Source organism: uncultured Polaribacter sp., from assembly GCF_947503875.1.
GTDB lineage: Bacteria > Bacteroidota > Bacteroidia > Flavobacteriales > Flavobacteriaceae > Polaribacter.
In genome coordinates this window covers 533,743-557,103 of record NZ_CANNFH010000002.1, presented here as the reverse complement: position 1 = coordinate 557,103, position 23,361 = coordinate 533,743, and the positions used below count along the sequence as shown (strand labels likewise).

At 30.7% G+C, this 23,361-nt stretch carries 22 protein-coding genes, 1 tRNA gene and 1 pseudogene; 13 read left to right on the top strand and 11 right to left on the bottom strand.

Translation table 11 applies throughout. From position 1 onward, the window contains the following. Nucleotides 1-443 precede the first annotated feature (443 nt). The 3 genes from Q0684_RS04885 (at nucleotide 444) to Q0684_RS04875 (ending at nucleotide 972) form a co-directional block, all read left to right on the top strand. Nucleotides 444-596 carry an SsrA-binding protein gene (locus Q0684_RS04885; protein WP_299013262.1) on the top strand — a complete coding sequence of 51 codons (153 nt, stop codon included), beginning with the start codon at nucleotides 444-446 and terminating at the stop codon, nucleotides 594-596. Nucleotides 597-609: 13 nt separating this feature from the next. Further along, entirely contained in the window at nucleotides 610-840 is a 231-nt protein-coding gene (locus tag Q0684_RS04880) for a DUF2007 domain-containing protein (protein WP_299013261.1), read from the top strand. A 58-nt stretch (nucleotides 841-898) separates the two neighbouring features. Continuing rightward, nucleotides 899-972: transfer RNA gene (locus tag Q0684_RS04875), tRNA-Arg, on the top strand. Between the two features lie 386 nt (nucleotides 973-1,358). Here Q0684_RS04875 and Q0684_RS04870 read toward each other — a convergent pair. From Q0684_RS04870 to Q0684_RS04850, 5 genes are all read right to left on the bottom strand, one after another. Continuing rightward, the gene (locus Q0684_RS04870; RefSeq protein WP_299013260.1) at nucleotides 1,359-1,553 is read right to left on the bottom strand and encodes a hypothetical protein; all 195 of its coding nucleotides are present in this window, start codon (nucleotides 1,551-1,553) and stop codon (nucleotides 1,359-1,361) included. 373 nt (nucleotides 1,554-1,926) lie between these two features. Next, nucleotides 1,927-2,202 carry an ATP-dependent Clp protease adaptor ClpS gene (locus Q0684_RS04865; RefSeq protein ID WP_299013259.1) on the bottom strand — a complete coding sequence of 92 codons (276 nt, stop codon included), beginning with the start codon at nucleotides 2,200-2,202 and terminating at the stop codon, nucleotides 1,927-1,929. A 10-nt stretch (nucleotides 2,203-2,212) separates the two neighbouring features. Continuing rightward, nucleotides 2,213-3,049 (bottom strand): 50S ribosomal protein L11 methyltransferase, encoded by an 837-nt coding sequence (prmA, locus tag Q0684_RS04860; protein WP_299013255.1) that lies wholly within the window; start codon nucleotides 3,047-3,049, stop codon nucleotides 2,213-2,215. Nucleotides 3,050-3,130: 81 nt separating this feature from the next. Next, entirely contained in the window at nucleotides 3,131-3,889 is a 759-nt protein-coding gene (gene tpiA / locus Q0684_RS04855; RefSeq protein WP_299013251.1) for a triose-phosphate isomerase, read from the bottom strand. Between the two features lie 112 nt (nucleotides 3,890-4,001). Beyond that, the gene (locus Q0684_RS04850; RefSeq protein ID WP_299013249.1) at nucleotides 4,002-4,496 is read right to left on the bottom strand and encodes a TlpA disulfide reductase family protein; all 495 of its coding nucleotides are present in this window, start codon (nucleotides 4,494-4,496) and stop codon (nucleotides 4,002-4,004) included. Nucleotides 4,497-4,582: 86 nt separating this feature from the next. On the opposite strand from Q0684_RS04850, the gene pyrF reads away from it, so the two are divergent. After that, complete coding sequence (pyrF, locus tag Q0684_RS04845) at nucleotides 4,583-5,392, top strand: orotidine-5'-phosphate decarboxylase (RefSeq protein WP_299013246.1); 810 nt, start codon at nucleotides 4,583-4,585, stop codon at nucleotides 5,390-5,392. Nucleotides 5,393-5,394: 2 nt separating this feature from the next. Beyond that, on the top strand, nucleotides 5,395-6,144 hold the full coding sequence (locus Q0684_RS04840) for a helical backbone metal receptor (RefSeq protein WP_299013241.1): 750 nt from the start codon (nucleotides 5,395-5,397) through the stop codon (nucleotides 6,142-6,144). Nucleotides 6,145-6,504: 360 nt separating this feature from the next. Here the strand turns inward: Q0684_RS04840 and Q0684_RS04835 are convergent, their stop codons facing one another. The 3 genes from Q0684_RS04835 to Q0684_RS04825 form a co-directional block, all read right to left on the bottom strand. Then, a complete protein-coding gene (locus Q0684_RS04835) occupies nucleotides 6,505-7,215 on the bottom strand; it encodes a DUF4197 domain-containing protein (RefSeq protein ID WP_299013236.1) in 711 nt (236 codons plus the stop codon). A 59-nt stretch (nucleotides 7,216-7,274) separates the two neighbouring features. Beyond that, entirely contained in the window at nucleotides 7,275-7,439 is a 165-nt protein-coding gene (locus Q0684_RS04830; RefSeq protein ID WP_299013231.1) for a DUF5522 domain-containing protein, read from the bottom strand. 68 nt (nucleotides 7,440-7,507) lie between these two features. Next, nucleotides 7,508-8,053 carry a DUF4136 domain-containing protein gene (locus Q0684_RS04825; RefSeq protein ID WP_299013219.1) on the bottom strand — a complete coding sequence of 182 codons (546 nt, stop codon included), beginning with the start codon at nucleotides 8,051-8,053 and terminating at the stop codon, nucleotides 7,508-7,510. Nucleotides 8,054-8,207: 154 nt separating this feature from the next. On the opposite strand from Q0684_RS04825, the gene Q0684_RS04820 reads away from it, so the two are divergent. Next, a complete protein-coding gene (locus Q0684_RS04820) occupies nucleotides 8,208-11,714 on the top strand; it encodes a methylmalonyl-CoA mutase family protein (RefSeq protein ID WP_299013215.1) in 3,507 nt (1,168 codons plus the stop codon). Nucleotides 11,715-11,961: 247 nt separating this feature from the next. On the opposite strand, the gene Q0684_RS04815 is transcribed toward Q0684_RS04820, so the two are convergent. Together Q0684_RS04815 and Q0684_RS04810 are read right to left on the bottom strand one after the other, a co-directional pair. Next, nucleotides 11,962-12,597, bottom strand: coding sequence for a hypothetical protein (locus Q0684_RS04815; protein ID WP_299013212.1), 636 nt, complete (start codon nucleotides 12,595-12,597; stop codon nucleotides 11,962-11,964). Between the two features lie 215 nt (nucleotides 12,598-12,812). Further along, on the bottom strand, nucleotides 12,813-13,187 hold the full coding sequence (locus Q0684_RS04810; protein ID WP_299013210.1) for a hypothetical protein: 375 nt from the start codon (nucleotides 13,185-13,187) through the stop codon (nucleotides 12,813-12,815). A 312-nt stretch (nucleotides 13,188-13,499) separates the two neighbouring features. Between Q0684_RS04810 and Q0684_RS04805 the strand changes: the two genes are divergently transcribed. Both Q0684_RS04805 and Q0684_RS04800 read left to right on the top strand, forming a co-directional pair. Next, nucleotides 13,500-13,937 (top strand): FKBP-type peptidyl-prolyl cis-trans isomerase, encoded by a 438-nt coding sequence (locus tag Q0684_RS04805; protein ID WP_299013206.1) that lies wholly within the window; start codon nucleotides 13,500-13,502, stop codon nucleotides 13,935-13,937. A gap of 1 nt (nucleotide 13,938) precedes the next feature. After that, a pseudogene (locus tag Q0684_RS04800) lies at nucleotides 13,939-14,429 on the top strand (hypothetical protein). 222 nt (nucleotides 14,430-14,651) lie between these two features. On the opposite strand, the gene Q0684_RS04795 reads toward Q0684_RS04800, so the two are convergent. Then, nucleotides 14,652-16,625 carry a YgiQ family radical SAM protein gene (locus Q0684_RS04795; protein ID WP_299013203.1) on the bottom strand — a complete coding sequence of 658 codons (1,974 nt, stop codon included), beginning with the start codon at nucleotides 16,623-16,625 and terminating at the stop codon, nucleotides 14,652-14,654. 294 nt (nucleotides 16,626-16,919) lie between these two features. Here Q0684_RS04795 and Q0684_RS04790 point away from each other — a divergent pair, with 294 nt between their 5' ends. The 5 genes from Q0684_RS04790 (at nucleotide 16,920) to Q0684_RS04770 (ending at nucleotide 23,319) form a co-directional block, all read left to right on the top strand. Continuing rightward, on the top strand, nucleotides 16,920-17,630 hold the full coding sequence (locus tag Q0684_RS04790) for a DUF547 domain-containing protein (protein WP_299013201.1): 711 nt from the start codon (nucleotides 16,920-16,922) through the stop codon (nucleotides 17,628-17,630). Nucleotides 17,631-17,666: 36 nt separating this feature from the next. Further along, nucleotides 17,667-18,002 (top strand): arsenosugar biosynthesis-associated peroxidase-like protein, encoded by a 336-nt coding sequence (locus Q0684_RS04785; protein WP_068356349.1) that lies wholly within the window; start codon nucleotides 17,667-17,669, stop codon nucleotides 18,000-18,002. Nucleotides 18,003-18,187: 185 nt separating this feature from the next. Then, nucleotides 18,188-19,243: an arsenosugar biosynthesis radical SAM (seleno)protein ArsS gene (gene arsS / locus Q0684_RS04780; protein WP_299013193.1), complete on the top strand. Its 1,056-nt coding sequence runs from the start codon at nucleotides 18,188-18,190 to the stop codon at nucleotides 19,241-19,243. Nucleotides 19,244-19,356: 113 nt separating this feature from the next. After that, nucleotides 19,357-20,037, top strand: a complete 681-nt coding sequence (locus tag Q0684_RS04775) for a DUF2064 domain-containing protein (RefSeq protein ID WP_299013190.1) — start codon at nucleotides 19,357-19,359, stop codon at nucleotides 20,035-20,037. An 87-nt stretch (nucleotides 20,038-20,124) separates the two neighbouring features. Then, nucleotides 20,125-23,319 (top strand): SusC/RagA family TonB-linked outer membrane protein, encoded by a 3,195-nt coding sequence (locus Q0684_RS04770; protein ID WP_299013186.1) that lies wholly within the window; start codon nucleotides 20,125-20,127, stop codon nucleotides 23,317-23,319. Nucleotides 23,320-23,361: the final 42 nt, after the last annotated feature.

Sequence of the window (23,361 nt, the reverse complement as noted above, 5' to 3'; positions counted from 1 at the left end):
AAACACCAAATTTCATCATTTTTGTCACCGTTTTTCCTTTATAAAAAAAATTCCATCAAAAAATTCCCTTTACTTACTTTACAATTTTTACAATTTAGGTTATTCTCATTTCATAATGATACTTAATTGAAGGGTCATTAATAATATATTATAACTTTATTTGTTATTTTAGTTATAATAATAAAATTAAAGTTATAATAATATTACAATTTGTTTGGTAAGCAGAATCTAATAGTTCTATATTGAGAAAACAATTTCGAAATTACCCTATTTAACTAATTTTTACGAACTAAAAACAAATACTATGATAACAATTATTATTACTACTGCTAAAGATCTTACAGACCTTATTTTTACTATTGTTTTCTAGCCTTTTTATTATAACACAGCAAACTTTAAAAGAGTTGAATATTTTTATTAAATTTGAGATAGAATCAGAATTAATGAAAAAACGTTTTTTTAAAGCAATCGCAAAAGTAAATAAAGTAATATTGCCTTCTTTTACAAAAAAAGGGTTGGATATTGCCAAAGCCAACAAATTACAATTAGCTATAATTGGCTGGCGTGCTTTTGTTACAAAAAATTCATTAAACTAAAACAAATACTATTATGACCAAAGAACATATTACCATTTTTTCGGGTTCGTCTATTATTGTAAGAGGCTTACAAAACAGATTAGATGACAACAACATTGATTACGTTATAAAAAACCACACAGAAATGGCAAGACTTTCTGGATTTGTTCCATCAAGAAATGATAAGGAACTACTTATTCTGAATATAGACATTGAAAAAGCACAACCTATTGTAGATGCTTATAAAGCTGAAATTAATTCATAAAAAAGTACAATAGATTTTCTATTTTAAAAAAATGCGTTTATATTTGCACCCGCTTAAAGGCCATGTGGCGCAACTGAATAGCGCACTTGATTACGGCTCAAGAGGTTCTAGGTTTGAATCCTAGCATGGTCACTTTAAAACCAGTACTTTACAACGTTTTTGTAAAGACTGGTTTTTTTTATTCACACTTTTCTCTTTTTAAAGAAATAACTGAACGAGATTAATACCATCTTCATCTTTAAAAAAAAATGAGTTTATTAAACAATACCATTAATAAGCATAAGGTTTTCAATAAAAAACAAACCAAACAGATGCAGTAATAGATGCCTTAGTTTGCGAGTTATATAGTTTTGATGAAAAAATGGAATTGTAGAGAAAATTCTAAAAAAGTCTTCTTACCAGAAAAATCAAACTTGTTGTTATGCGTTAATTTAAAAAGTAACAAAACACTCTCAATTTAAAAACCCCAGGCATTACACCTGGGGTTTTCGTCTAACCAAACTTAGTATATAAAAATACTAACTACTACTACCTTTAACTATTTTTAATGATCCGTAAATAATTGCTGCAATTGCTATTACAAAAGCAAAATTATCTATTGGCAAACCTGGTGGTGGTGGTGGAGGCACAGGAGGTGGTGGCCCTTGTGCAAAACCTAATAACGGAAATACTATTATTATTAAAATTACCACTGCCAACTTTGCAATCTTCATTTTCCTTCTACTAATAAGACCCTTTTTTATTTCTAAGGTCACTACAAATAAAAAAAATATTTGGAATGTAGTATTTTATTTTCGCTGAAGTGCAATTTAATGAAGATATTGCTTCATTATTATACGATGTTCGGGAATACTCTTATCGTAATTCTCTACTAATAGTTCAACTATTACTGGTGGTTTTACTCCTATCTCGTTTTTTTGAGTATATCTGGTAACATATAAATTATAGGTCGCATTTTTTTCTTCAAAAATTAAGAAATGTGTTTCATTTAATGCTGTAAAAGAAATTAAATTCCCATTAAAAGTTTGAGAGTTGTCTTTAAAAAAATCTGAAAACTCGTAATATTTAAAAACGTTTTCCATACAATTATACCAATTCTGCTGAAAGACCTAATTGCAACAACTTAGAGCATCTAGGTTCTAAATCTTTTAACTCTCCAGATTTTACGGTACATTTCCCCTTATAATGTACTAAAGTTGCACATTGTTCTGCTTGCTCTAAACTATGATCGCAAACCGCTACCAAAGAATCTATTACGTGATCAAAAGTGTTTACATCATCATTATGTAAAACAATTTCATGCTGAAACACTTCTTGCTCTAAAAGCGCTACATCTTCTTGTATTTTTTCTTTTGTACTCATACTTACAAAATTAAGATTTATTATATTTTAATGCAACCCAATTGTTACGTTGTATAAAAGTTTCTAACTTTAAATTATACTTGGCAACTTCTGCATCTATAATTGGTATGTCTTCTTTATAAAAACCACTTAATAAAAGCACACCATTTTCTTCTAAACAGTTGGTGTATATTTTCATATCCATCAACAAAATATTTCTATTGATGTTTGCGATGATTACCTGATACTTTTTACCCACTAACAACCCTGAATCTCCTTCATAAACGGAAATGTGTTTGCAATTGTTACGTGAAACGTTTTCTAAAGAGTTTTCGTAACACCAATTATCAATATCTATTGCATCTATAGGTTTTGCGCCTTTCATTTCTGCAAAAATTGCCAAAATACCAGTGCCACAACCCATGTCTAACACTTTTTTATTTTTTAAATCTAATTGCAGTAAGTGTTGCACCATCATATGTGTGGTTTCATGATGGCCAGTACCAAAACTCATTTTAGGTTCTATTACTATATCATATTTTAAATTGGGGTTTTCATGAAATGGTGCGCGTATGCTTACCAAATCATCTACCTGAATAGGCGTAAAATTTTTTTCCCACTCTGCATTCCAATTAGTTTGTGCAACTTCAGTTTGCTGATAAGCAATTGAAAATTCTTCAGAATTTAAAACAAAAATAGTGTCTAAAATAGTTTCTTTCCATTCTTGCTTTTGAATGTAGGCTGTTACTCCGTTTTCTGTTTCTACAAAACTTTCAAAACCAGCATTGCCTAATTCTGCTATTAAAATTTCCGTAGCAGGTTCTTTTGGTGAAATTGTAAAATTATATTCTATATAAATATTGTCCATAAAAATGTGGTAAAAAAAATGCACTAAGATTTTTAAAATCTTAATGCAAATTTATTGGTTTTCTTTTAGAAAATACGATTTTTAGATTGCTTTAATAATTGCAGTAAAGTCTGCTACTTTTAAAGCTGCACCACCAATTAAACCTCCATCTACATCTGGCTTAGAAAAAATTTCTTCTGCATTGGCTGGTTTTACACTACCACCATATAAAATAGATACTTTTTCTGCTACTTCTTTAGTATACTTTTTCTCTATAATACTTCTAATAAATGCATGCATTTCTTGAGCCTGCTCTGGACTAGCAGTTTCTCCTGTACCAATTGCCCAAACTGGTTCATAAGCTAAAATTATGCTTTTGAAGTCTTCTCCTTTTAGGTGAAATAAAGCATTGCTTAACTGACTTTCTACTACTTTAAAATGGTTTTCTGATTTTCTATCTTCTAATAACTCTCCAAAACAGAAAATAGTTTCCATTTTATTCTCTAAAATAGCATCTACTTTTTCTGCTAATGCTGCGTCTGTTTCGTTAAAATATGTTCTTCTTTCAGAGTGTCCTAAAATTACAGTTTCAACACCTATAGCTTTTAGCATATCTGCAGAAATTTCACCTGTAAACGCGCCATTTTTTGCTTGATGCATATTTTGTGCAACTACCTCTATTTTAGACTTTTTAGCTTCTTTAACAGAAGAAGATAAATTAACAAAAGTTGGGGCAACAATTACACGAGTGTCTTTAAGTTTTAGTTTCTTTATAGATTCTTTTAAATCTTTAATTAACTGCTTACTTTCTTTTTTATTGTTATTTAATTTCCAGTTTCCTGCAACAATTTTAGTTCTCATAATTATAAATTTTAGGCGTTAACACGCAATTCTTCTATATTAAAATAAGGTGTAAATTTAAGCAATGGAAAAGTAATTATAAGCCGATAATTAAAATAGTTACTAAAACGATTTATAAACTTGTATTCAGGGCTTTTTCAATGTCAGAATCTGAGGCACTTGTGGCTTTAAAAAGTGCTATTTTTCCACGCTCATTTATAACCATATATCTTGGTATCCAACCTAACTTTATAAAATCTACAAAATCGCCATCCTTCATACCTTTAGGTAAAATAAAATGTGCTCCTTGCATATTAAATCTTTTTACGGCTCTTTTCCAAGAAGTTTTACTTTGGTCTACAGATAAAAATAAGAAAACCACATCTTTGTATTGCTTTTGTAAATTTCTTACCGCAGGTAAACCTCTTACACAGTCTCCGCACCAAGAAGCCCAAACATCTATTACTATTTTTTTACCTTTATATTTGGCCAACATATCTGCAATAGAAAGTTGTTGGTTGTTTAAAGTATATACGCTATCCTTTAGGGCTAAATCAGTAAAAGTTGTGGGTTTCTCAAAATTACAACTCAGTAAAACAAAGGCTAGCATCAAAAATATTTTGCTCATCTTTAATAATTAAATTTAAAAATTTTGTCTTGTTTCCCCGTAAAAACTTACAAAATGACTTATTTTTGTTGCACTTTATTTAGATTATGACTACACAAGAGCTTATTGCCCAAATTAGAGAAAAAAAATCGTTTTTATGCATTGGTTTAGATGTTGATATTAACAAAATACCGAAACACTTATTAGCCGAAGAAGACCCAATCTTTGCGTTTAATAAGGCTATTATAGATGCTACGCATCACCTTTGTGTAGCTTACAAACCTAATACAGCATTTTATGAAGCATATGGCATAAAAGGTTGGCAGTCTTTAGAAAAAACCATAAACTATTTAAATAAAACCTACCCAAAAATTTTTACCATTGCAGATGCCAAACGTGGTGACATTGGCAACACTTCTACCATGTATGCAAAAGCTTTTTTTGAAGACTTAGCTTTTGATTCTGTAACAGTTGCGCCTTACATGGGTAAAGATTCTGTAGAGCCCTTTTTAAACTTTACAAACAAACATACTATTATGTTGGCACTAACCTCTAATAAAGGTGCATTTGATTTTCAGACCAAAGAAATAGACCAAAAAGAATTGTATAAACATGTTTTAGAAACTTCTAAAACTTGGGAAAATTCAGAAAACTTAATGTATGTTGTTGGTGCTACTAAAGCAGATTATTTTAAAGAAATAAGAAAAATAGTACCTCATGCTTTTTTATTAGTACCTGGTGTTGGCGCACAAGGTGGTAGTTTACAGGATGTTTGTAAATATGGTTTAAATGATACTATTGGGTTATTGATAAACTCTTCTCGTGGTATAATTTATGCTTCTAAAGAATTAGATTTTGCAGAAAAAGCTGCTGAAAAGGCTAGAGAATTACAAAAAGAAATGGAAAACCTACTATAATAATGCAAGGCAAAAATACGCTTAGAATTATATCTTTAGTGCCTAGCCTAACAGAATTGTTAGTAGATTTAGGTTTAGAAGATGCAATTGTAGGTGTTACAAAATTTTGCGAGTACCCAAAACATATTAGAAAAGAGAAAACAATTGTTGGTGGCACAAAAACGATTCATTTAGACAAAATAATTGCATTACAACCCACGCACATTCTTTGTAATAAAGAAGAAAACACAAAAGAAATTGTAGAAAATTGTGTGAAAATTACAGCCACTCACGTTTCTGATATTTATAATATTAAAGACACATTACAACTTATTAAATTTTATGGAACCTTATTTTCGAGAGAAAAAGAGGCCTACAAATTAAATACGGCTATTAAAAAGACCCAAGAAGATTTTAGGGTTTTTATTGAAGAAAAACCAATCTTAAAAGTAGCCTATTTTATTTGGAAAGATCCTTGGATGGTAGCTGGAAACACTACGTTTATCAATTATTTATTAGCAGTAAATGGTTTTGACAATGTCTATCAAAATCTTTCTAGATATCCAGAAATTGAACTACAATCTTTAAAAAAAGTAGACCTTATATTATTATCCTCTGAACCTTATCCTTTTAAGAAAAAACACATTGCAGAAATTAAAAAACATGCTGTAAACACCAAAATAATTTTAGTTGATGGAGCTTATTTTTCTTGGTATGGCAGTAGATTGCTAAAGGCATTTAACTACTTTAAAACGCTAAGAAATAGTTTGTAATACAGCTCTACATAACAGTTAACTCTATTTAAACTAATACTTTCATGGCTTTAAAAGCAGCCAAATCGTTTTTAGATTCGTCTATAATCCGATAATCGTTAATTTCTCAAATACACTTCGTTTCATTCAAAAGGACAAACAGACGATTTTCAAATACATAAGAGATATAATTTTGTACCTTTAACTTTAAACAATAGTATATTAAAACGCTTAAACGTAAAAAACCACCTTTAAAAAGGTGGTTTTTATGATATAAAGGAAATTAAAAATTAATTTACGTATCCTAGATTTTGAATCATTAAAGAGTTTGTATCGGTTTCATCTTGATGAAATGGAGTAATATGAATAATTCAATTAGCACTATTTCCCATCCTGTAAAGCAAAAACTTGTTTTAAAAGCGCAGTATTACGTAATGCCGATTTTTGACGAATTCCTTTCTCCTCAATTTCTATCATAGTAAAGACACCTTGTAAAGCTTGGTTGGTAACATAGTCTATTAAGTCTGGATTTACCTGTTTTACAAAAGGAATTGCATTGTATTTTGTAATTAAGTTAGACCATACTTTATCTGCCCCAACTTTAGAAAAAGAATTATTAATTACGGGTGTAAAACTTTGATACAAACTTTGTTTTGTATTGGCCTGTAAATAATTTGTAGCAGCATTATCTTCTCCTAGAAGAATATTTTTAGCATCTGCAAAAGACATGTTTTGCACAGCATTTACAAATATTGGTGTAGCTGTTTTTACAGCATCTGACGCTGCATTATTTAACGCTTTCACGCCTTCATCTGCCAAACCACCTAAACCTATTTTACGTAATGCCCTCTCTACAGATTGCAGTTCACTAGGCATTGCTATTTTAACCAACTCATTGCTTAAAAAGCCATTTTTAGCTGTTAACTTAGATACCTGATTACTAATACCATTGCCTAACGCTTGTTTTAAACCTTTACCAATTTGTTCTTGAGACAAAGCGCCACCGCTAGTTGGTAAATTATTAACTACATTCTGCAATTCTGCACAACTTACCAATTGAATTACCACTAATAAAACTAAAACTTTTTTCATAATTATCTATATTACTATTGCTTTGTATTAAGAACCTTTTTATTTAATGAAGTCACTTATTATTTAAATGAATCTGTTTTTTTATCATAACCATAAGGGCAATGTTTACAACCGCTTTTGCAGCAATGTCCTCTTTTTAGGTGAAATTGCGCTGTAAACACTTTGTATCCCTGTTCATTTGTGTAAAAATCACCTTCTTCTAACGGTAGTTTAGTGTTATACATACTTATTTATTTAGAAAACAAAAATAAACTATAGTCTTAAAAAAAGTGCTTCAAAGAGCGCTTTTTTTTTAGTTTTTATCTTTTCCTGGCGGAAATCTAGCAATAATTTCTTTTACAAATTCTTTAATTCTTTCTTCTCTTTTTTCTCTATTTAATGTTCTTAAAGCGCCTGTGCCAACACCTTGCCAAACCAAAGACTTTTTTTCTTTATCTATAAAATCTATAAATAAAGTACCTTCTGTATATTGAGATACATTTATGTTATTATTCATGCCATTCCACAACCAAGGATTCCAACCCCAACCAAAACCAACTCCAAAATTATTCTGATTCACATTTACCCGTTCTCTACTTTTGGTAAAAATGCTAACCAATATATCTGGATTTGAAGATTTTACAAAACCTTGCAGCTCTAGTTCTGCTGTAATCGTTCTTAATATTCGTTTTTTATCTAAATCAGAAATTGCGGCTTTATCAATTCCTGTTTTGTAAAAAGCGTAGGTTTTGTATGCATTAAAATCTACCTCAGTATCATAATCTGTAATTACTCTAACTGCATTGCAAGAGTTTAATAATAAGGCAGCTATACATAAAAATGGAATAAGTGTTTTCATAATAAATATTTTACTAATTACACCAAAAAACATGCCAACATATTTAAAATCAAAATACGGAATACGTTAAAAAACATCGTATAAATGTTAAAGATTAACTTAATTTTTTAAGAATTCCTTAAATTGCCCTTGCAAAACACAACTATTATTACGAATGAAACAAATACCACCATACAAACCACAACATAAAGTAAGAATTGTAACTGCTGCATCTTTATTTGATGGGCATGATGCTTCTATAAATATTATGCGGAGAATTATACAGGCAACTGGTGTAGAAGTAATTCATTTAGGCCATGATAGATCTGTAGAAGAGGTAGTAAATTGTGCCATACAAGAAGATGCAAATGCTATAGCTATTACTTCTTACCAAGGAGGACATAATGAGTATTTTAAATTCATGTACGATTTACTTAAAGAAAAAGGCGCTGACCACATTAAAATTTTTGGTGGTGGTGGTGGAGTTATTCTTCCTGAAGAAATTAAGGACTTAATGGATTATGGTATTACAAGAATTTATGCTCCTGATGATGGCCGAAAATTAGGATTACAAGGCATGATTAATGATTTGGTGAAATCCTCCCTTAATCCCTCCAAAGGAGGGAAACACTCAAGTGGTAAAGTTTGCAATGAGGATGGAAGTTGGTTATTAGAACTCGGTAGTAAGAAAGTACTAGAAAACTTAAAAAACAAAGATGTTAACACCATTGCAAGATTAATTTCTTTGGCAGAAAACAATCACGCTGATTTTACAAAGATTTTTTCCCCTTTAGGGAAATTAAAAGAAGATACTACTCCTGTTTTAGGAATTACAGGAACTGGTGGTGCAGGTAAATCTTCATTGGTTGATGAATTGGTTCGAAGGTTTTTAATTGATTTTCCAGAGAAAACAATCGGATTAATTTCTGTAGATCCTTCAAAAAGAAAAACAGGTGGTGCATTATTGGGCGATAGAATTAGAATGAATGCTATAAATAATGAGCGTGTTTATATGCGTTCTTTAGCTACACGCCAATCTAATTTAGCCTTGTCTAAACATGTAAATGAAGCCGTACAAGTTTTAAAAACTGCCGAATTTGATTTAATAATACTAGAAACCTCTGGTATTGGACAATCAGATACAGAAATTATAGAACATTCTGATGTTTCTCTATATGTAATGACGCCAGAATTTGGAGCAGCAACACAATTAGAAAAAATAGACATGCTAGATTTTGCAGATTTAGTGGCTATAAATAAGTTTGATAAACGTGGCGCTTTAGACGCCATACGAGATGTAAAAAAACAATACATGCGCAACAATAATTTATGGGATATTCATATGGATGATATGCCAGTCTTTAGCACAATTGCATCTCAATTTAATGATCCTGGTATGAATACACTGTACAAACGTATTATGGATAAATTGGTAGAAAAAACAAATACCAATTTAAAAACGAGCATGGAAATTACTGCTGCAATGTCTGAGAAAATTTATGTAATTCCGCCAAATAGAGTTCGATATTTATCTGAAATAGCAGAAAGCAATAGAGCTTACGATAAAAAAGCGATTACACAAACTGCTGTTGCTCAAAAATTATATGGTATTTTTCAAACCATACTTTCTTTAACAAATGTCATTTCGACTGAAATAGAGAAATCTCTTTTAATAAAAACAGGACTTAATAATGACGAGATCCTTTCTCTCGACTACGCTCGAGATGACAAGGAGTTTTTAAAACTGTTGATAGCTCAATTTGAGAAAGTAAAAATGAACTTAGATCCTTACAATTGGGAAATCATTTTAAACTGGCAAGAAAAAGTGCAGCAATACAAAAACCCTACTTACACCTTTAAAGTTCGTGATAAAGAAATTCATATAGAAACACACAGTGAATCACTTTCACACTCACAAATACCTAAAGTTGCACTACCAAAATACGAAGCTTGGGGAGATATTTTAAAATGGAATTTACAAGAAAATGTTCCTGGAGAATTCCCGTTTACATCAGGGTTATACCCTTTTAAAAGAACAGGCGAAGACCCTACCAGAATGTTTGCTGGCGAAGGCGGCCCAGAAAGAACCAATAGACGTTTTCATTACGTAAGTTTAGGTATGGATGCCAAACGCCTATCTACTGCTTTTGATTCGGTTACATTATATGGAAACGATCCTGGAGAAAGACCAGATATTTATGGTAAAATTGGCAATGCAGGTGTTTCTATTTGTTGTTTAGACGATGCTAAAAAATTATATTCTGGTTTCGATTTAAGTCATAATATGACCTCTGTTTCTATGACTATAAATGGACCAGCACCAATGTTATTAGGTTTCTTTATGAATGCTGCAATTGACCAAAATTGTGAGAAATATATTAAAGAACATAAGCTTGAAAAGCAAGTTGAAGCTAAATTTAAAGAAATTTACGATGATAAAGGCTTAACAAGACCTATTTATCAAGGCAAATTACCTGAAGGAAATAATGGTTTAGGTTTAATGCTATTGGGTTTAACAGGAGATTTAGTATTACCTCCAGATGTCTATCAGCAAATAAAAGCAGCAACCTTAGCGCAAGTTAGAGGAACAGTACAAGCAGACATTTTAAAGGAAGATCAGGCGCAAAATACCTGTATTTTTTCTACGGAATTTGCTTTGCGATTAATGGGAGATGTGCAAGAATATTTTATAGAAAAACAAGTTCGTAATTTTTATTCGGTTTCTATTTCTGGTTATCATATTGCAGAAGCTGGTGCAAACCCAATTACACAATTGGCATTAACACTTTCTAACGGTTTTACTTACGTTGAGTATTACTTGAGTCGTGGCATGGATATTAACAAATTTGGACCAAATTTATCTTTCTTTTTTTCCAACGGAATTGACCCTGAATATGCAGTAATTGGAAGAGTTGCTCGTAAAATTTGGGCAAAAGCCATGAAATATAAATATGGCGCAAATTCAAGGGCTCAAATGCTAAAATATCACATTCAGACTTCTGGGCGCTCTTTACACGCGCAAGAAATAGATTTTAATGATATTAGAACTACGTTACAAGCCTTATATGCAATAAACGACAATTGTAATTCTTTGCATACAAATGCTTATGACGAAGCAATAACTACACCAACAGAAGAATCTGTAAGAAGAGCAATGGCTATACAGTTAATTATTAATAAGGAATTAGGGTTAACCAAAAATGAAAACCCAATACAAGGTTCTTTTATTATTGAAGAATTAACAGATTTAGTTGAAGAAGCTGTTTTAAGAGAATTTGATAGAATTACAGAACGTGGTGGCGTTTTAGGCGCAATGGAAACCATGTATCAACGTTCTAAAATACAAGAAGAAAGTTTGTATTATGAAACTTTAAAGCATAATGGAGAATTCCCAATTATTGGAGTAAACACATTTTTAAGTTCTAAAGGTTCTCCCACAGTACAACCAGCAGAAGTAATTAGAGCCACTGAAGAAGAGAAACGTTTTCAAATTTCTACCAAAGAAAACTTAAACAAAGCAAATTCTGTGGCTGTACAGGAACAATTGGCAATTTTACAAGATGCTGCAATTAACAATGCAAATCTTTTTGAAAAATTAATGGAAGCCTCCAAAGTTTGTTCTCTTGGTCAAATTACAGAAGCTTTATTTAAAGTTGGTGGTCAATACAGAAGAAACATGTAAGCAGAGAACCAAAATTTCGTTAGAAATTTTGTGTGAATCGCTTATGCCGAACTCTTGAAGTATAGCAGAGAACCAAAATTCCCTCAGAAATTCTATGTGAATCGCTTATGCCGAACTTTTTTGAGGTATCACAGAGAACCAAAATTTCATTTCTATAAAAAATTAGCAAATGAATTTACCTAAAAAAAAAAAAGACTTCACAAGAAATTAAAGTTCTTGTAAAGTCTAATTATTAAGCAAAAAAACTTTAATATTTCTCGTAAGTTGTTGTACCAGACTTTAAGTAATTAACCACGTGTGTCATAGTTCTTTCTTTTGCTTTTTGAAATGTTTTTGTAAAATTGAACATAAAAACAGACGCTTCACCTGTAACTGTAAAGTCTAAAATTTCTCTGTCTGTTAATACATCATAAACCTCTACTTTAACCTTCATTACACAGTATTCTACGGAAGCTGGTGCTTGTACACCAATACCATTCACATTAAATCCGCCAGCGGAAGTGAACTCTACTCTATTGTTAATTTCTAAATTTGTAAAAGAAATAATATAATCTTGATTTCCTTTATTTAAATCTTCATAACGCTCAATGCCAGCATCTACAGTAGTAATTTGAAAAAGTGAATTTAAATTTGCCTGTTCTTTAAAAGCGTTTAAAAATTCAGCAACAAACTCGTTTTTATCTTCATAATTTTTATCGAATGTTTTGGTAAATTCATTCACTAAAACATCACCAGAAACAAAAGCCAAAACATTTTTAGAACTTGGTGCAACCAAGTCTTGTTTCTTAGATATATTTTGCACATAGGCTTTAGATACTTTGCAAGAACTAAATGTGACAACAAAACTTGCAAGCATTACTAGTAGTATAGTTGTTTTCTTCATAATTTTTAAATAATACAAATTTTAACCAAATTAAAAAGCAATTTATACATAATAAAGTTATTAGCTAGTTATTTATGTACTATTTTGTTTAATTGCCTTTATTCCATTTAAGAAAAAACATAAATCCGGGCATTACAAAACCTATAAAAACAGAAAAACAACTGTGATTAGATTCAAACTAGACCTTAAGATAAAGCAGAGGTATGTAGTAGAATTTATCTTTTAGAAATCTCTAAAATGTAGGTCCAAAAAAGTGACAGTAGTATTGGAATTAAATCTATACAATAGGCTAAAATCATGCTTTCAATAGCATTTAAATAAACCAAATAGACAAAACCAAATACCAAATAGCTTGCAAAAATAATACTATAAATTTTTACATACTTTTTAACCTCGCTGCCGAGTTTCTTGTAACGAATAACTGAAAACAAAAAAGAAAAAAGCTGAAAAATGCCTAAAGGAAAAGCAATTATATAAGAATATACCATATAATCTGAATCTGAACCAAAAAAAGCAAAAAGCAACGCGCCAACAAAAAGGGTTATTAAAAGCCTGTTAATCCAAAGTGTAATAGAGAGCTTCTTTTTCATGTATTAGATTTTATTATACTGGCTATTATTATCTTTTTGATAGAAACAACCCATCACAAAAAAACAATATATATCTGAGATAAAAGTTATTAAATAAAACAAAAAGTAATATTTTTTACAACATTTAGCTGTAAATCTTAAAGTCAATAACAACCAATCTTAAAAATCTAGGAGACCATATTTCTAAACTTTAAATAATTCTTGAAAAATAAAATAGTTTTAAAAAATTTATACTATCCATATTAAAAACATTCTTTAGATTTCTACATCTTTTTTTTTAGAAACAATTATATTTACAAAAACATTTATCAAATGAAAAAAATACTATTTATACTCGTTTTAGCAATTAGCTTTTCTTGCTCTGAAGAAGACAATACAGATGCAGAAAACATTGCTGAGATTGAAGCATATCTTTTAGAAAACAATTTAGAGGCTAAAAAAACCGCTACAGATTTATATTATATTATTAGTAATTCTGGCAGTGGTAACTCACCTACTTTTAATTCTACAGTTACTGTTGCATACAAAGGTTATTTTTTAAACGGTACAACTTTTGACGGTTCAGATGAAGCGACTTTCAGTTTGCAACGTTTGGTTCCTGGCTTTAGTGAGGCAGTAACATTACTAAAACCAGGTGGTTCTGGTACTTTTATTTTACCATCTAAAATAGCTTATGGCTCTAGAGGTTCTGGCAGCATACAACCTGGAGACGTTATTGCTTTTGACATTACACTACAGAGTATTAATTAAAATGAATTTATTAAGAATAGCCTCTAGAATTAATCATTCTGAATTTGGTTTTGGAGTAGTAACCAATGTAGACAACAAACAATATTGAGTTACTTTTATAGACAATGGTTTAGAAACCCTGCCACTTTATGATACTTTTGAAACCATAGAAGCTGTAAACGATGAAATTGACGCTGTAAGTTTTATGGATGATGAAAGTAACCTAAAAAAATAAGAAAATGGTCTAATGCCACTGAAATTAAACCTATTGCTGACAAATGGAGAAACGGAACATTAGCGTTACAACCAGAAGATGCTAACTTATCTAATAAAGAAATACCAATTCACACGTTTTTTCATAAAATAGTTATGTTACGCGATAGAATTCGTGTAATGGAACAAAAAATTAATGCGAGTAAAACTTTAGAAAATCAAAACAAAATAGATTTACAACAATATATTACTAGAATTTACGGTAGTTTAACCACTTTTAATGTGCTGTTTAAAGGATAATCAGACAATTTTGTGGACTCTAAGTCAAGGTAAATTATTAAGATTTTATTAAAAATAGGCTTTCTAAAAAGTATCTAATTTTTTCATTTTGAGCGAAATGTAATGGAGTCGAAAAATCTAAATTATTAAAATTTAATAGTTTAGATTTCTCCATAAAGTCGAAATGACAGCTAGAAAATACTTTTTAGAAAGCCTCTTTTTATTTTACCGATAAAACTCAAATTATCTTCTTAATTTATTTTTACTCTTTGGTGCTCTGCTTACTTTCTTTTTACGCCTATTAAAAGGTATTGCATCATCAAAAGTATGTTGCGCTGTTTTGTGTTTTGTTTTATTCTTTTTCCAAGAATTATTTTCTGGCAATAACTTCTTTAGTAAATCTGGTCGTCCAACCTTATTTAAGGTATTTCTAATCCAATCTTTGTTTTCTTTTTTATACCAAAAGAAAAATTTGTGCTGGTCTTCTTTCTCCTTTTTTGTTTTAGGCGTTTTGGTTGGTTTTAATGTATATGGATGATAACCTGAATAATAAATTACAGTAGCCACCGTCATTGGCGTTGGTGTAAAACCTTGCACTTGCTCTAACTGAAAGCCCATATCTTTGGTTTCTGCTGCCAAATTTGCCATATCTTCCACTTCAGAAGCTGGGTGACTTGATATAAAGTAAGGAATTAACTGTAAATTCAGTTTTTTCTTAATATTTATGCGATCAAAACGTTCCTTAAACTTATGAAAATACGTAAAAGAAGGTTTACGCATCAATTTTAAAACAGGATCTGAAGTATGTTCTGGAGCAACTTTTAAACGTCCAGACACATGTTTGGTCATTACCTCTTCTGTATACGCATCTAATTCTTTTGGATCTGCGTTTTTGTTGAATTCTGGCACTAACATATCATGTCTAATTCCACTTCCTATAAAAGATTTTTTAATCTTTGGGTGTTTATCAACAGCTTGATATAAATCTGTTAATGGTTTATGAGAAGTATCTAAATTAGAACAAATCACAGGTGAAATACAACTTGGTGCAACACATTTATCACAAATTTCTTGCACTTTACCTTTCATTTGATACATATTTGCTGATGGTCCACCAATATCAGACAAATAGCCTTTAAAGTCTGGCATATTTGCCACCTTGTCAATTTCTTTTAAAACTGATTCCTGACTTCTACTTGCAATAAATTTTCCTTGATGTGCAGAAATTGTACAAAAACTACAACCACCAAAACATCCTCTGTGAATGTTAATGGAAAACTTTATCATTTCATAAGCAGGAATTGGCCCACGCTTATCGTATTTTGGATGCGGTAGACGTGTAAAAGGCAAATCAAAAGAACCATCAATTTCCTTTTCTGTCATTGTTGGAAAAGGCGGATTAATCACTAAAGTTTTATCTGCCACCTTTTGAAAAATACGTCTTGCTTTTAACTTATTAGACTCCTGCTCTATTGTTTTAAAGTTAGACGCAAATGTTTTTTTGTCTTTTAAACAAGCTTCGTGAGAATTGATGGTAACATCTTCCCAACCTTTAACCACTGGTATTTTTTCTTCATTTTCATCAATTAAAACAGCCGTTTGTTTAATGTTTTTTAAACTAGAAAATGGCACTCCTTTTTGCAATAATTCTACAATTTCGCGCAAAGGTTGCTCTCCCATTCCGTAAACTAGCATATCTGCTTTAGAAGTCTCTAAAATGGTTGGCAATAACTTATCAGACCAATAATCGTAATGTGTTACGCGTCTTAAAGAAGCTTCTATACCACCAATTAACACAGGCACGTCAGGAAATTTTTCCTTTAATATTTTAGAGTATACAGAAGTAGCATAATCTGGCCTAAAACCCTTATCACCATTTGGTGTATATGCATCTTTATCTCTTCGTTTTTTGCTGGCTGTATAATTAGAAACCATAGGATCCATACAACCACCTGTACAGCCAAAAAACAAACGTGGTTTTCCTAATTTTTCAAAATCTTGCAAATTGTCATTAACACTTGGTTGTGGCACAATTGCTACACGCAAACCATAACTTTCTAAAATTCTACCAATTACAGCTGGTCCAAAAGATGGGTGATCTACATAAGCGTCTCCGCTAAATAAAATTACGTCCAAATAATCCCAACCTCTAATTTTAACTTCTCTGTTTGTGGTTGGTAACCAATCTGTTAATTGATGTTTTTTAGTTTCTTGCATAGAATGCAAAAATAAGCAGAAAAATAGAGAAGTTTTAGAGTTAAAATTGTTTTTACTAATAAAAATGAAGATAAATATAAGTTCTCCTTATAATCTAGAAGAAAACCATCCTTTTAGCTATAAAACAAGGGGTTAAAAAAGTAATTTCTTTTACAATAGTTTAAGATAATCAATATTTTACAGGTATTACAATAGCTTAAGACACAAAATCAATTGAATAACTAAAACAAATTACACTATTCTTGTAAAGATTATGAAAAGTTAACGTCTATCCTAATAACAAATACAAATAAGATGAAAAAAATATATTTATTAGCCTTACTGGTTTTTACGCTTGCTCAAACAAATGCACAAACAGAAATTTTTAACAACCTATTACAAAAGCATGTCACTTCAGAAGGTATTGTAAATTATAAAGGCTTAAAAGCAGACGAAGCAAAATTAGATACATTTATTTCTTATTTAGAAAAAACTACTCCAGCAAAATCTTGGTCAGATAATAAAAAAAGAGCCTTTTGGATGAATGCCTACAACGCATACACTATTAAAACGATATTAAACAATTACCCTTTAAAAAGCATTATGGATGTTAAGAAAAAAGGGAAAGATGCGTGGAATATTCCAATAGCTAAAGTCGGCGGAAAAAATTATACTTTAAACAATATAGAACATGATATTTTACGTAAAACTTTATTTGATGCAAGAATACATGTGGGTGTAAACTGTGCCTCTGGCTCTTGCCCAAAATTAGGTAATCTGGCATTTACTGAAAATAATGTAGATGCAACTTTAGAAAAATTAATGAAAGAGTTTATTAATGATCCGACTAGAAATAAATTATCAAATAAAAAATTACAACTTTCATCAATTTTTGATTGGTATAAAGGTGATTTCACCAAAAATGGTTCTTTAACAGACTACTTAAACAAATATGCTGATGTAGAAATTAGTAAAAAAGCAAGAACAAGCTATTTGAAATACGATTGGTCTTTAAACGGAAAATAATTTAGTAAATTCGTACTATAATCAAAAAGTAAATAAATGTCTAAACCTTATTATGATGCAGCCGATTTAAGAAAATTCGGTAAAATAACAGAATGGAGCGAAGAACTTGGAAACAAGTTCTTTGATTATTATGGAAAAGTCTTTGAAGAAGGTGCTTTAACCGCACGTGAAAAAAGTTTAATCGCTCTTGCTGTGGCCCACACAGAACAGTGTCCATATTGTATAGATGCATATACTAAAGATGGTTTACAACGCGGAATTACAAAACCAGAAATGATGGAAGCCATTCATGTAGGAGCAGCAATTAAAAGTGGTGCCACTTTGGTGCATGGTGTACAAATGATGAATAAAGTGAATAAATTAGAAATGTAAGCAGAGAACCATTTTTTGCAAAAGCAAAAAATGTATGAATCGCTTATCCCGCTTTTTAGCGGGAACTGTAAACTAAATTCAATCATAATAAAACCAATCTATAATTATTTACGTAAATAAATTATATCAGTAAAACATAAATTCAGAATTTCATCAAAAGATACTGAAAAAAGTTCAGCATAAATATGGCTACAAAATCATTAAAAGCAAGAAATAACGATATTGCAAATACATCTCGCCAAATGGAAATTCTTTCTAGTGGAATTTTTGCCAATGGAGAGTTACCAACATTTGCAGCTAAAATAAAAGAAACCGGTCATTTTCCTTTACGTCCTAAAAAACTAGAAATTCTACAGATTAATTTAGGGTATATGTGTAACCAAGTTTGCGAACATTGCCATGTAGATGCTGGTCCAGACAGAAAAGAAATAATGACTGTAGAAACCATGCAGCAATGTTTAGAAGTCATTAAAAAAACAGAAGCGCATACGTTAGATTTAACTGGTGGTGCTCCAGAAATGAACCCTAATTTTAGATGGTTTGTAGAAGAAGCAGCAAAAGCAGGTATTAAAGATTTTATAGTTCGTTCTAATTTAACCATTATTAGAGCTAATAAAAAATATTACGATTTACCAGAATTCTTTAAAAAACACAATGTGCACGTAGTTTCTTCTATGCCACATTGGACGCGTGGAAAAACGGACAAACAAAGAGGTGATGGTGTTTTTGATAAATCAATTAAAGCGTTACAAGAACTAAACGCTGTTGGTTATGGAATGCCAGGTTCTGATTTAAAATTAGATTTAGTTTACAATCCTTCTGGTGCGTTTTTACCTGGAGATCAAATGGCTTTAGAAGCAGATTTTAAGAAAGCTCTAAAAGCAGATTTTGATATTGATTTTCATAGTCTATTTGCCATTACAAATTTACCTATTAGTCGTTTTTTAGATTACTTAATTGCTTCTGATAATTACGAAGATTATATGCATTCTTTATTAGATGCTTACAATCCTGCAGCTGTTGAAAATGTAATGTGTACCAACACAATTTCTATAAGTTGGGATGGTTGGTTGTATGATTGTGATTTTAATCAAATGTTAAATTTAAAAGTAGCAAGCAAAGTAAAACACGTTTCAGATTATAATGAAGATTTGTTGCAAGACAGAAATATTATTATAAATCAGCATTGTTATGGTTGTACTGCTGGCGCAGGAAGTAGCTGTCAAGGCGTTGTAGCTTAAAAGCACTTTTAAATTCCCCAAAGGGGAAAACCGTTGCTAAAAATTATTACCAAAGAAAGTGTTTTAACACCATGTAACAAAAAGCAACAAGGGAATACGCTCCCTTGCTAAAAATGAATAAAAATACTGCCATATTAATTTTTGCAAATTCTGCTGAAAAAGAAGCGGAAAGGAAATCTTTTCTTTCTTCGGATGTTTTTTCTGCGCTAAATAAACAAACTTTAAAAACGGTAGAAAAATCTGGAATTGAGTATTTTCATTTTTCAGAAAAAAATCAAGTTGGGAACTCTTTTGGAGAACGTTTTTCCAATGCAATTGAAACTATCTTCAAAAAAGGATTTGATAATGTGATTACCATTGGTAATGATACTCCGCATTTAAAAACAAGTCATTTAATTGATACAATTCATCAATTAGAAAAAAACCAGTTAGTTCTAGGGCCTTCTAAAGACGGTGGTTTTTATTTAATGGGAATTAAAAAAGAACATTTTAATAAACAAACGTTCTTAAATTTACCTTGGCAAACGCGTTTTTTAAACAGCTATATTGCTAAAATATCTTCTTCTAAAAATTCTGAAATTAAATTTCTAGAAAGTTTAAATGATTTAGACTCAAAAGAAGATATTAAAAAAATATTGCACAGTTTTAAAGCGATTCCAACATCAATTTTAAAACTTTTAAAAACATTATTTTTTATTGATAAAAGAGTCATTTTTTATCAAAAAAACAATTTTTACAATTCATTTACTTCCTTATATTTTAACAAAGGTTCTCCTTTTGTTTTTTCTATTTAAATTATAAACCATCTTCTTGTAGTTTTTCTGTTCAAAATAGAATTACTTCAAAAAATCATTAATCTATTTTACATAAAATCATCTTAAATGAAATACGTTTTTATGTGGTTCGTTATATTATTTACTAGTACAACCTATTCACAAATTAAAATTACAGGTACAATTACCGATAAAATTACAGGCGATGGAATTCCTGCAGTAGCAATTTCATCTTCAACAACAAACGGAACAACTTCCGACATAAACGGAAATTATACTTTAGAAATTTCCGATAAAAACCAATTTTTAACCTTCTCTTATTTAGGGTATAAAACTCAGAGAATTAAAGTTGGTAATCTAACTATAATCAACATAAAACTAGAAGAATTAGAAACCAATTTAAATGAAGTTGTAGTAACTGCTTTAGGTTTAAATAGAAAAACAAAAGAGCTAGGTTATGTAGTGCAAGAAATAAAAGCAAAAGATGTAACAGAGGTAAAAACAGTTAATTTTCTAGATAATTTAGCAGGAAAGTTAGCAGGTGTAACTGTTTCTCAAGGAGCTACTGGTGTAGGTTCTTCTTCTAAAATTACCATTCGTGGTGAAGCTTCTTTTTCTAATAACAATCCGCTTTTTATAGTAAATGGCACACCAATAAATAACAATTCTGTTTTTAATTTTACAAATGAAGCTGCAGCTGGTTTTCAAGAAGTAGATTTTGGAAATGGCGCTATGGAAGTTAATGCAGATGATATTGCCTCTGTTACCGTTTTAAAAGGTCCAAGTGCTGCTGCCTTGTATGGAACAAGAGCTTCAAATGGAGTTATTGTTATTAAAACCAAAGATGGTAGCAAGAAAAAAGGATTGGGCATTAGCATCAATTCTTCTGTTACTTTTGATAGTGCTTTTCGTTTGCCAGATTTTCAAAATGAATATGGACAAGGACAAGGTGGTGTTTTTGAATTTGTTGATGGTTTAGGTGGCGGAATTAGCGATAATATTACATATTCTTGGGGACCACGTTTAGATGCTGGGAATTTTATTCCTCAATTTGATTCTCCTGTAACTTTAGCAGACGGCACTGTTGTAAGAGGTGGAGATACTTCTTTGTATTCTGGCAATGCAATTACGCCTACTTTATTTCAATCGAATCCAGACAATTTAAAAGATTTTTATCAAACAGGCATTACAACCATAAACAACATTTCTATTAACGATAGTTTTAATAGAGGTTCTTACAGATTATCGCTTACAGATTTAGATAGCGAATCTATAATTCCTGGAGTAAATTTAGATAGAAAAACGGCAGCGTTAAAACTAAATTTTAATCCTACAAAAAAAACAAGAATTACAAGTGCTGTAAATTATGTAAATTCTAGTAGTGATAATAGACCTTCTAGTGGTTATGGTAGTGAAAATGTAAATTACTCTTTAGTTGCTTGGGGACCAAGATCTTTAAATATAGATAATTTAAGAGACTATTGGCAACCTGGTTTAGAAGATGTACAACAGTATTCTTTTAATTACACTTTTTTCGACAATCCGTTTTTTATTTTGGAAGAAAACACCAACTCATTTAATAGAGATCGTGTTTTTGGAAACATTGCTGTAAACCATAAATTTACAGATAAATTAAGTTTTTCTTTACGTTCTGGAATGGATTATTCTTCTGAAATTAGAGAATTTAGACGTAATTTTAGTAGCAACCGTTTTAAAAATGGGGCGTATGCAGAACACGATGTTTTTTACAGAGAAATTAACACAGATTTCTTAGTAAATTACAAAGATAATTTTGGTGATTTTTCTTTTGATGCCTCTTTTGGAGGAAACAGATTAGACCAAACTGCGTCTACAAAACAAACCCAAACTACCAATTTAGCACAACCTGGTATTTTTAGTTTAAACAATGCAGCTTCTCCTTTAGAAGTTTTTCAATTTGAATCTAAAAAGAGAATTAATTCTTTATACGGAATTGCAAAATTTGGTTACAAAGATTATTTATTTGTAGATATTACTGGTAGAAATGATTGGTCTAGTGCTTTAGCTACACCATTTTCTGTAGACGGAACTTCATTTTTCTATCCTTCTATTTCTTCTAGTTTTGTACTATCTAATTTTACAAAATTACCTGAAAATATTTCGTTTGCTAAATTAAGAGCAAGTGTTGCACAGGTTGGTAATGATACCAATGCTTTTCAAACTTCTGGTGCTTTTGTGTCTCAAACACCATTTAATGGGCAACCTACTTTTAGCAATCAAGATTTTATACCCAATGCTAATCTAAGACCAGAAATTACAACTTCTTACGAGTTTGGTGCCGATTTACGTTTCTTTAAAGACCGTTTAAATGTAGATTTTACGTATTATAACAACACTACTAAAGATCAAATTATTTCTCTTCCAATTCCTATTTCTTCTGGTTTTAATCAGCAAGTAATTAATGGTGGTAAAGTAAATACAACTGGTGTAGAAATTATTTTAGGAGCAACACCAATTAGAAATAAAAACTTTAGTTGGAATACTACGTTTAATTTTGCCACTTACAAATCTGTAATTAAAGATTTACCACAAGAAGAAGGACGTTTAACCTTGGCTTATAGTAGAATTTACGATAGTGCCAATCAAACGGTTTGGTTTCAAGTAGAAGAAGGTGGAGAAATTGGAGATTTATACGGAACAGGATATTCTAAAAATGAAGAAGGACAATTTCTTTTAGACGATAATGGAAGATATATTGCCAATAACGAGTTGATTAAAATTGGAAATTACAATCCTGATTTTACATTAGGTTGGAACAATACTTTTAGATATAAAGATTGGAATGCTAGCTTTTTATTCGATTGGAGACAAGGTGGAGAAATTGTATCTAGAACAAGAGCTTTAGGTAATGTTGGTGGCCAATTAGCAGAAACTGCTTTTAGACCAGAAGCTGGTATTGTTGCAGAAGGTGTTAATGTAAATACAGGGCAACCCAACACAGTTGCTGTTTCTGCAGAAAGTTTTTACAGACAATTTTATGATAGAAATCACGAAGAAAATAATGTATACGACGCTTCATTTTTAAAACTGCGTCAGTTTTCCATTGGTTATACTTTAAATTTAAATGAAGGTTTCTTAGGTTTAAAAGACAGCTCTACAATGAACTTTTCTTTTATTGGAAACAATTTATTTGTAATTACAGAAAATCCACATTTTGATCCAGAACAATTGGCTGTGCAAGGCAATGGCTTTGTAAGTGGTGTAGAAGATATGAGTTATGCAACCACTAGAAGTTTAGGTTTTAAAGTAGGATTTGATTTTTAAAATAAATTTGTCATTTCGATCTTGTGGAGAAATCTCATTAAA

Bases quoted from the DNA above. Each gene is read 5' to 3' on its own strand.
- Q0684_RS04820 (WP_299013215.1), top strand. From the start codon at position 8,208: ATGAAACAAATACCACCATACAAACCACAACATAAAGTAAGAATTGTA.
- Q0684_RS04805 (WP_299013206.1), top strand. From the start codon at position 13,500: ATGAAAAAAATACTATTTATACTCGTTTTAGCAATTAGCTTTTCTTGC.
- Q0684_RS04770 (WP_299013186.1), top strand. From the start codon at position 20,125: ATGAAATACGTTTTTATGTGGTTCGTTATATTATTTACTAGTACAACC.
- arsS (WP_299013193.1), top strand. From the start codon at position 18,188: ATGGCTACAAAATCATTAAAAGCAAGAAATAACGATATTGCAAATACA.
- Q0684_RS04840 (WP_299013241.1), top strand. From the start codon at position 5,395: ATGCAAGGCAAAAATACGCTTAGAATTATATCTTTAGTGCCTAGCCTA.
- pyrF (WP_299013246.1), top strand. From the start codon at position 4,583: ATGACTACACAAGAGCTTATTGCCCAAATTAGAGAAAAAAAATCGTTT.
- Q0684_RS04835 (WP_299013236.1), bottom strand. From the start codon at position 7,215: ATGAAAAAAGTTTTAGTTTTATTAGTGGTAATTCAATTGGTAAGTTGT.
- Q0684_RS04825 (WP_299013219.1), bottom strand. From the start codon at position 8,053: ATGAAAACACTTATTCCATTTTTATGTATAGCTGCCTTATTATTAAAC.
- Q0684_RS04790 (WP_299013201.1), top strand. From the start codon at position 16,920: ATGAAAAAAATATATTTATTAGCCTTACTGGTTTTTACGCTTGCTCAA.
- Q0684_RS04815 (WP_299013212.1), bottom strand. From the start codon at position 12,597: ATGAAGAAAACAACTATACTACTAGTAATGCTTGCAAGTTTTGTTGTC.
- tpiA (WP_299013251.1), bottom strand. From the start codon at position 3,889: ATGAGAACTAAAATTGTTGCAGGAAACTGGAAATTAAATAACAATAAA.
- Q0684_RS04865 (WP_299013259.1), bottom strand. From the start codon at position 2,202: ATGAGTACAAAAGAAAAAATACAAGAAGATGTAGCGCTTTTAGAGCAA.
- Q0684_RS04870 (WP_299013260.1), bottom strand. From the start codon at position 1,553: ATGAAGATTGCAAAGTTGGCAGTGGTAATTTTAATAATAATAGTATTT.
- Q0684_RS04850 (WP_299013249.1), bottom strand. From the start codon at position 4,496: ATGAGCAAAATATTTTTGATGCTAGCCTTTGTTTTACTGAGTTGTAAT.
- Q0684_RS04785 (WP_068356349.1), top strand. From the start codon at position 17,667: ATGTCTAAACCTTATTATGATGCAGCCGATTTAAGAAAATTCGGTAAA.
- Q0684_RS04810 (WP_299013210.1), bottom strand. From the start codon at position 13,187: ATGAAAAAGAAGCTCTCTATTACACTTTGGATTAACAGGCTTTTAATA.
- Q0684_RS04795 (WP_299013203.1), bottom strand. From the start codon at position 16,625: ATGCAAGAAACTAAAAAACATCAATTAACAGATTGGTTACCAACCACA.
- Q0684_RS04830 (WP_299013231.1), bottom strand. From the start codon at position 7,439: ATGTATAACACTAAACTACCGTTAGAAGAAGGTGATTTTTACACAAAT.
- Q0684_RS04885 (WP_299013262.1), top strand. From the start codon at position 444: ATGAAAAAACGTTTTTTTAAAGCAATCGCAAAAGTAAATAAAGTAATA.
- Q0684_RS04880 (WP_299013261.1), top strand. From the start codon at position 610: ATGACCAAAGAACATATTACCATTTTTTCGGGTTCGTCTATTATTGTA.
- Q0684_RS04775 (WP_299013190.1), top strand. From the start codon at position 19,357: ATGAATAAAAATACTGCCATATTAATTTTTGCAAATTCTGCTGAAAAA.
- prmA (WP_299013255.1), bottom strand. From the start codon at position 3,049: ATGGACAATATTTATATAGAATATAATTTTACAATTTCACCAAAAGAA.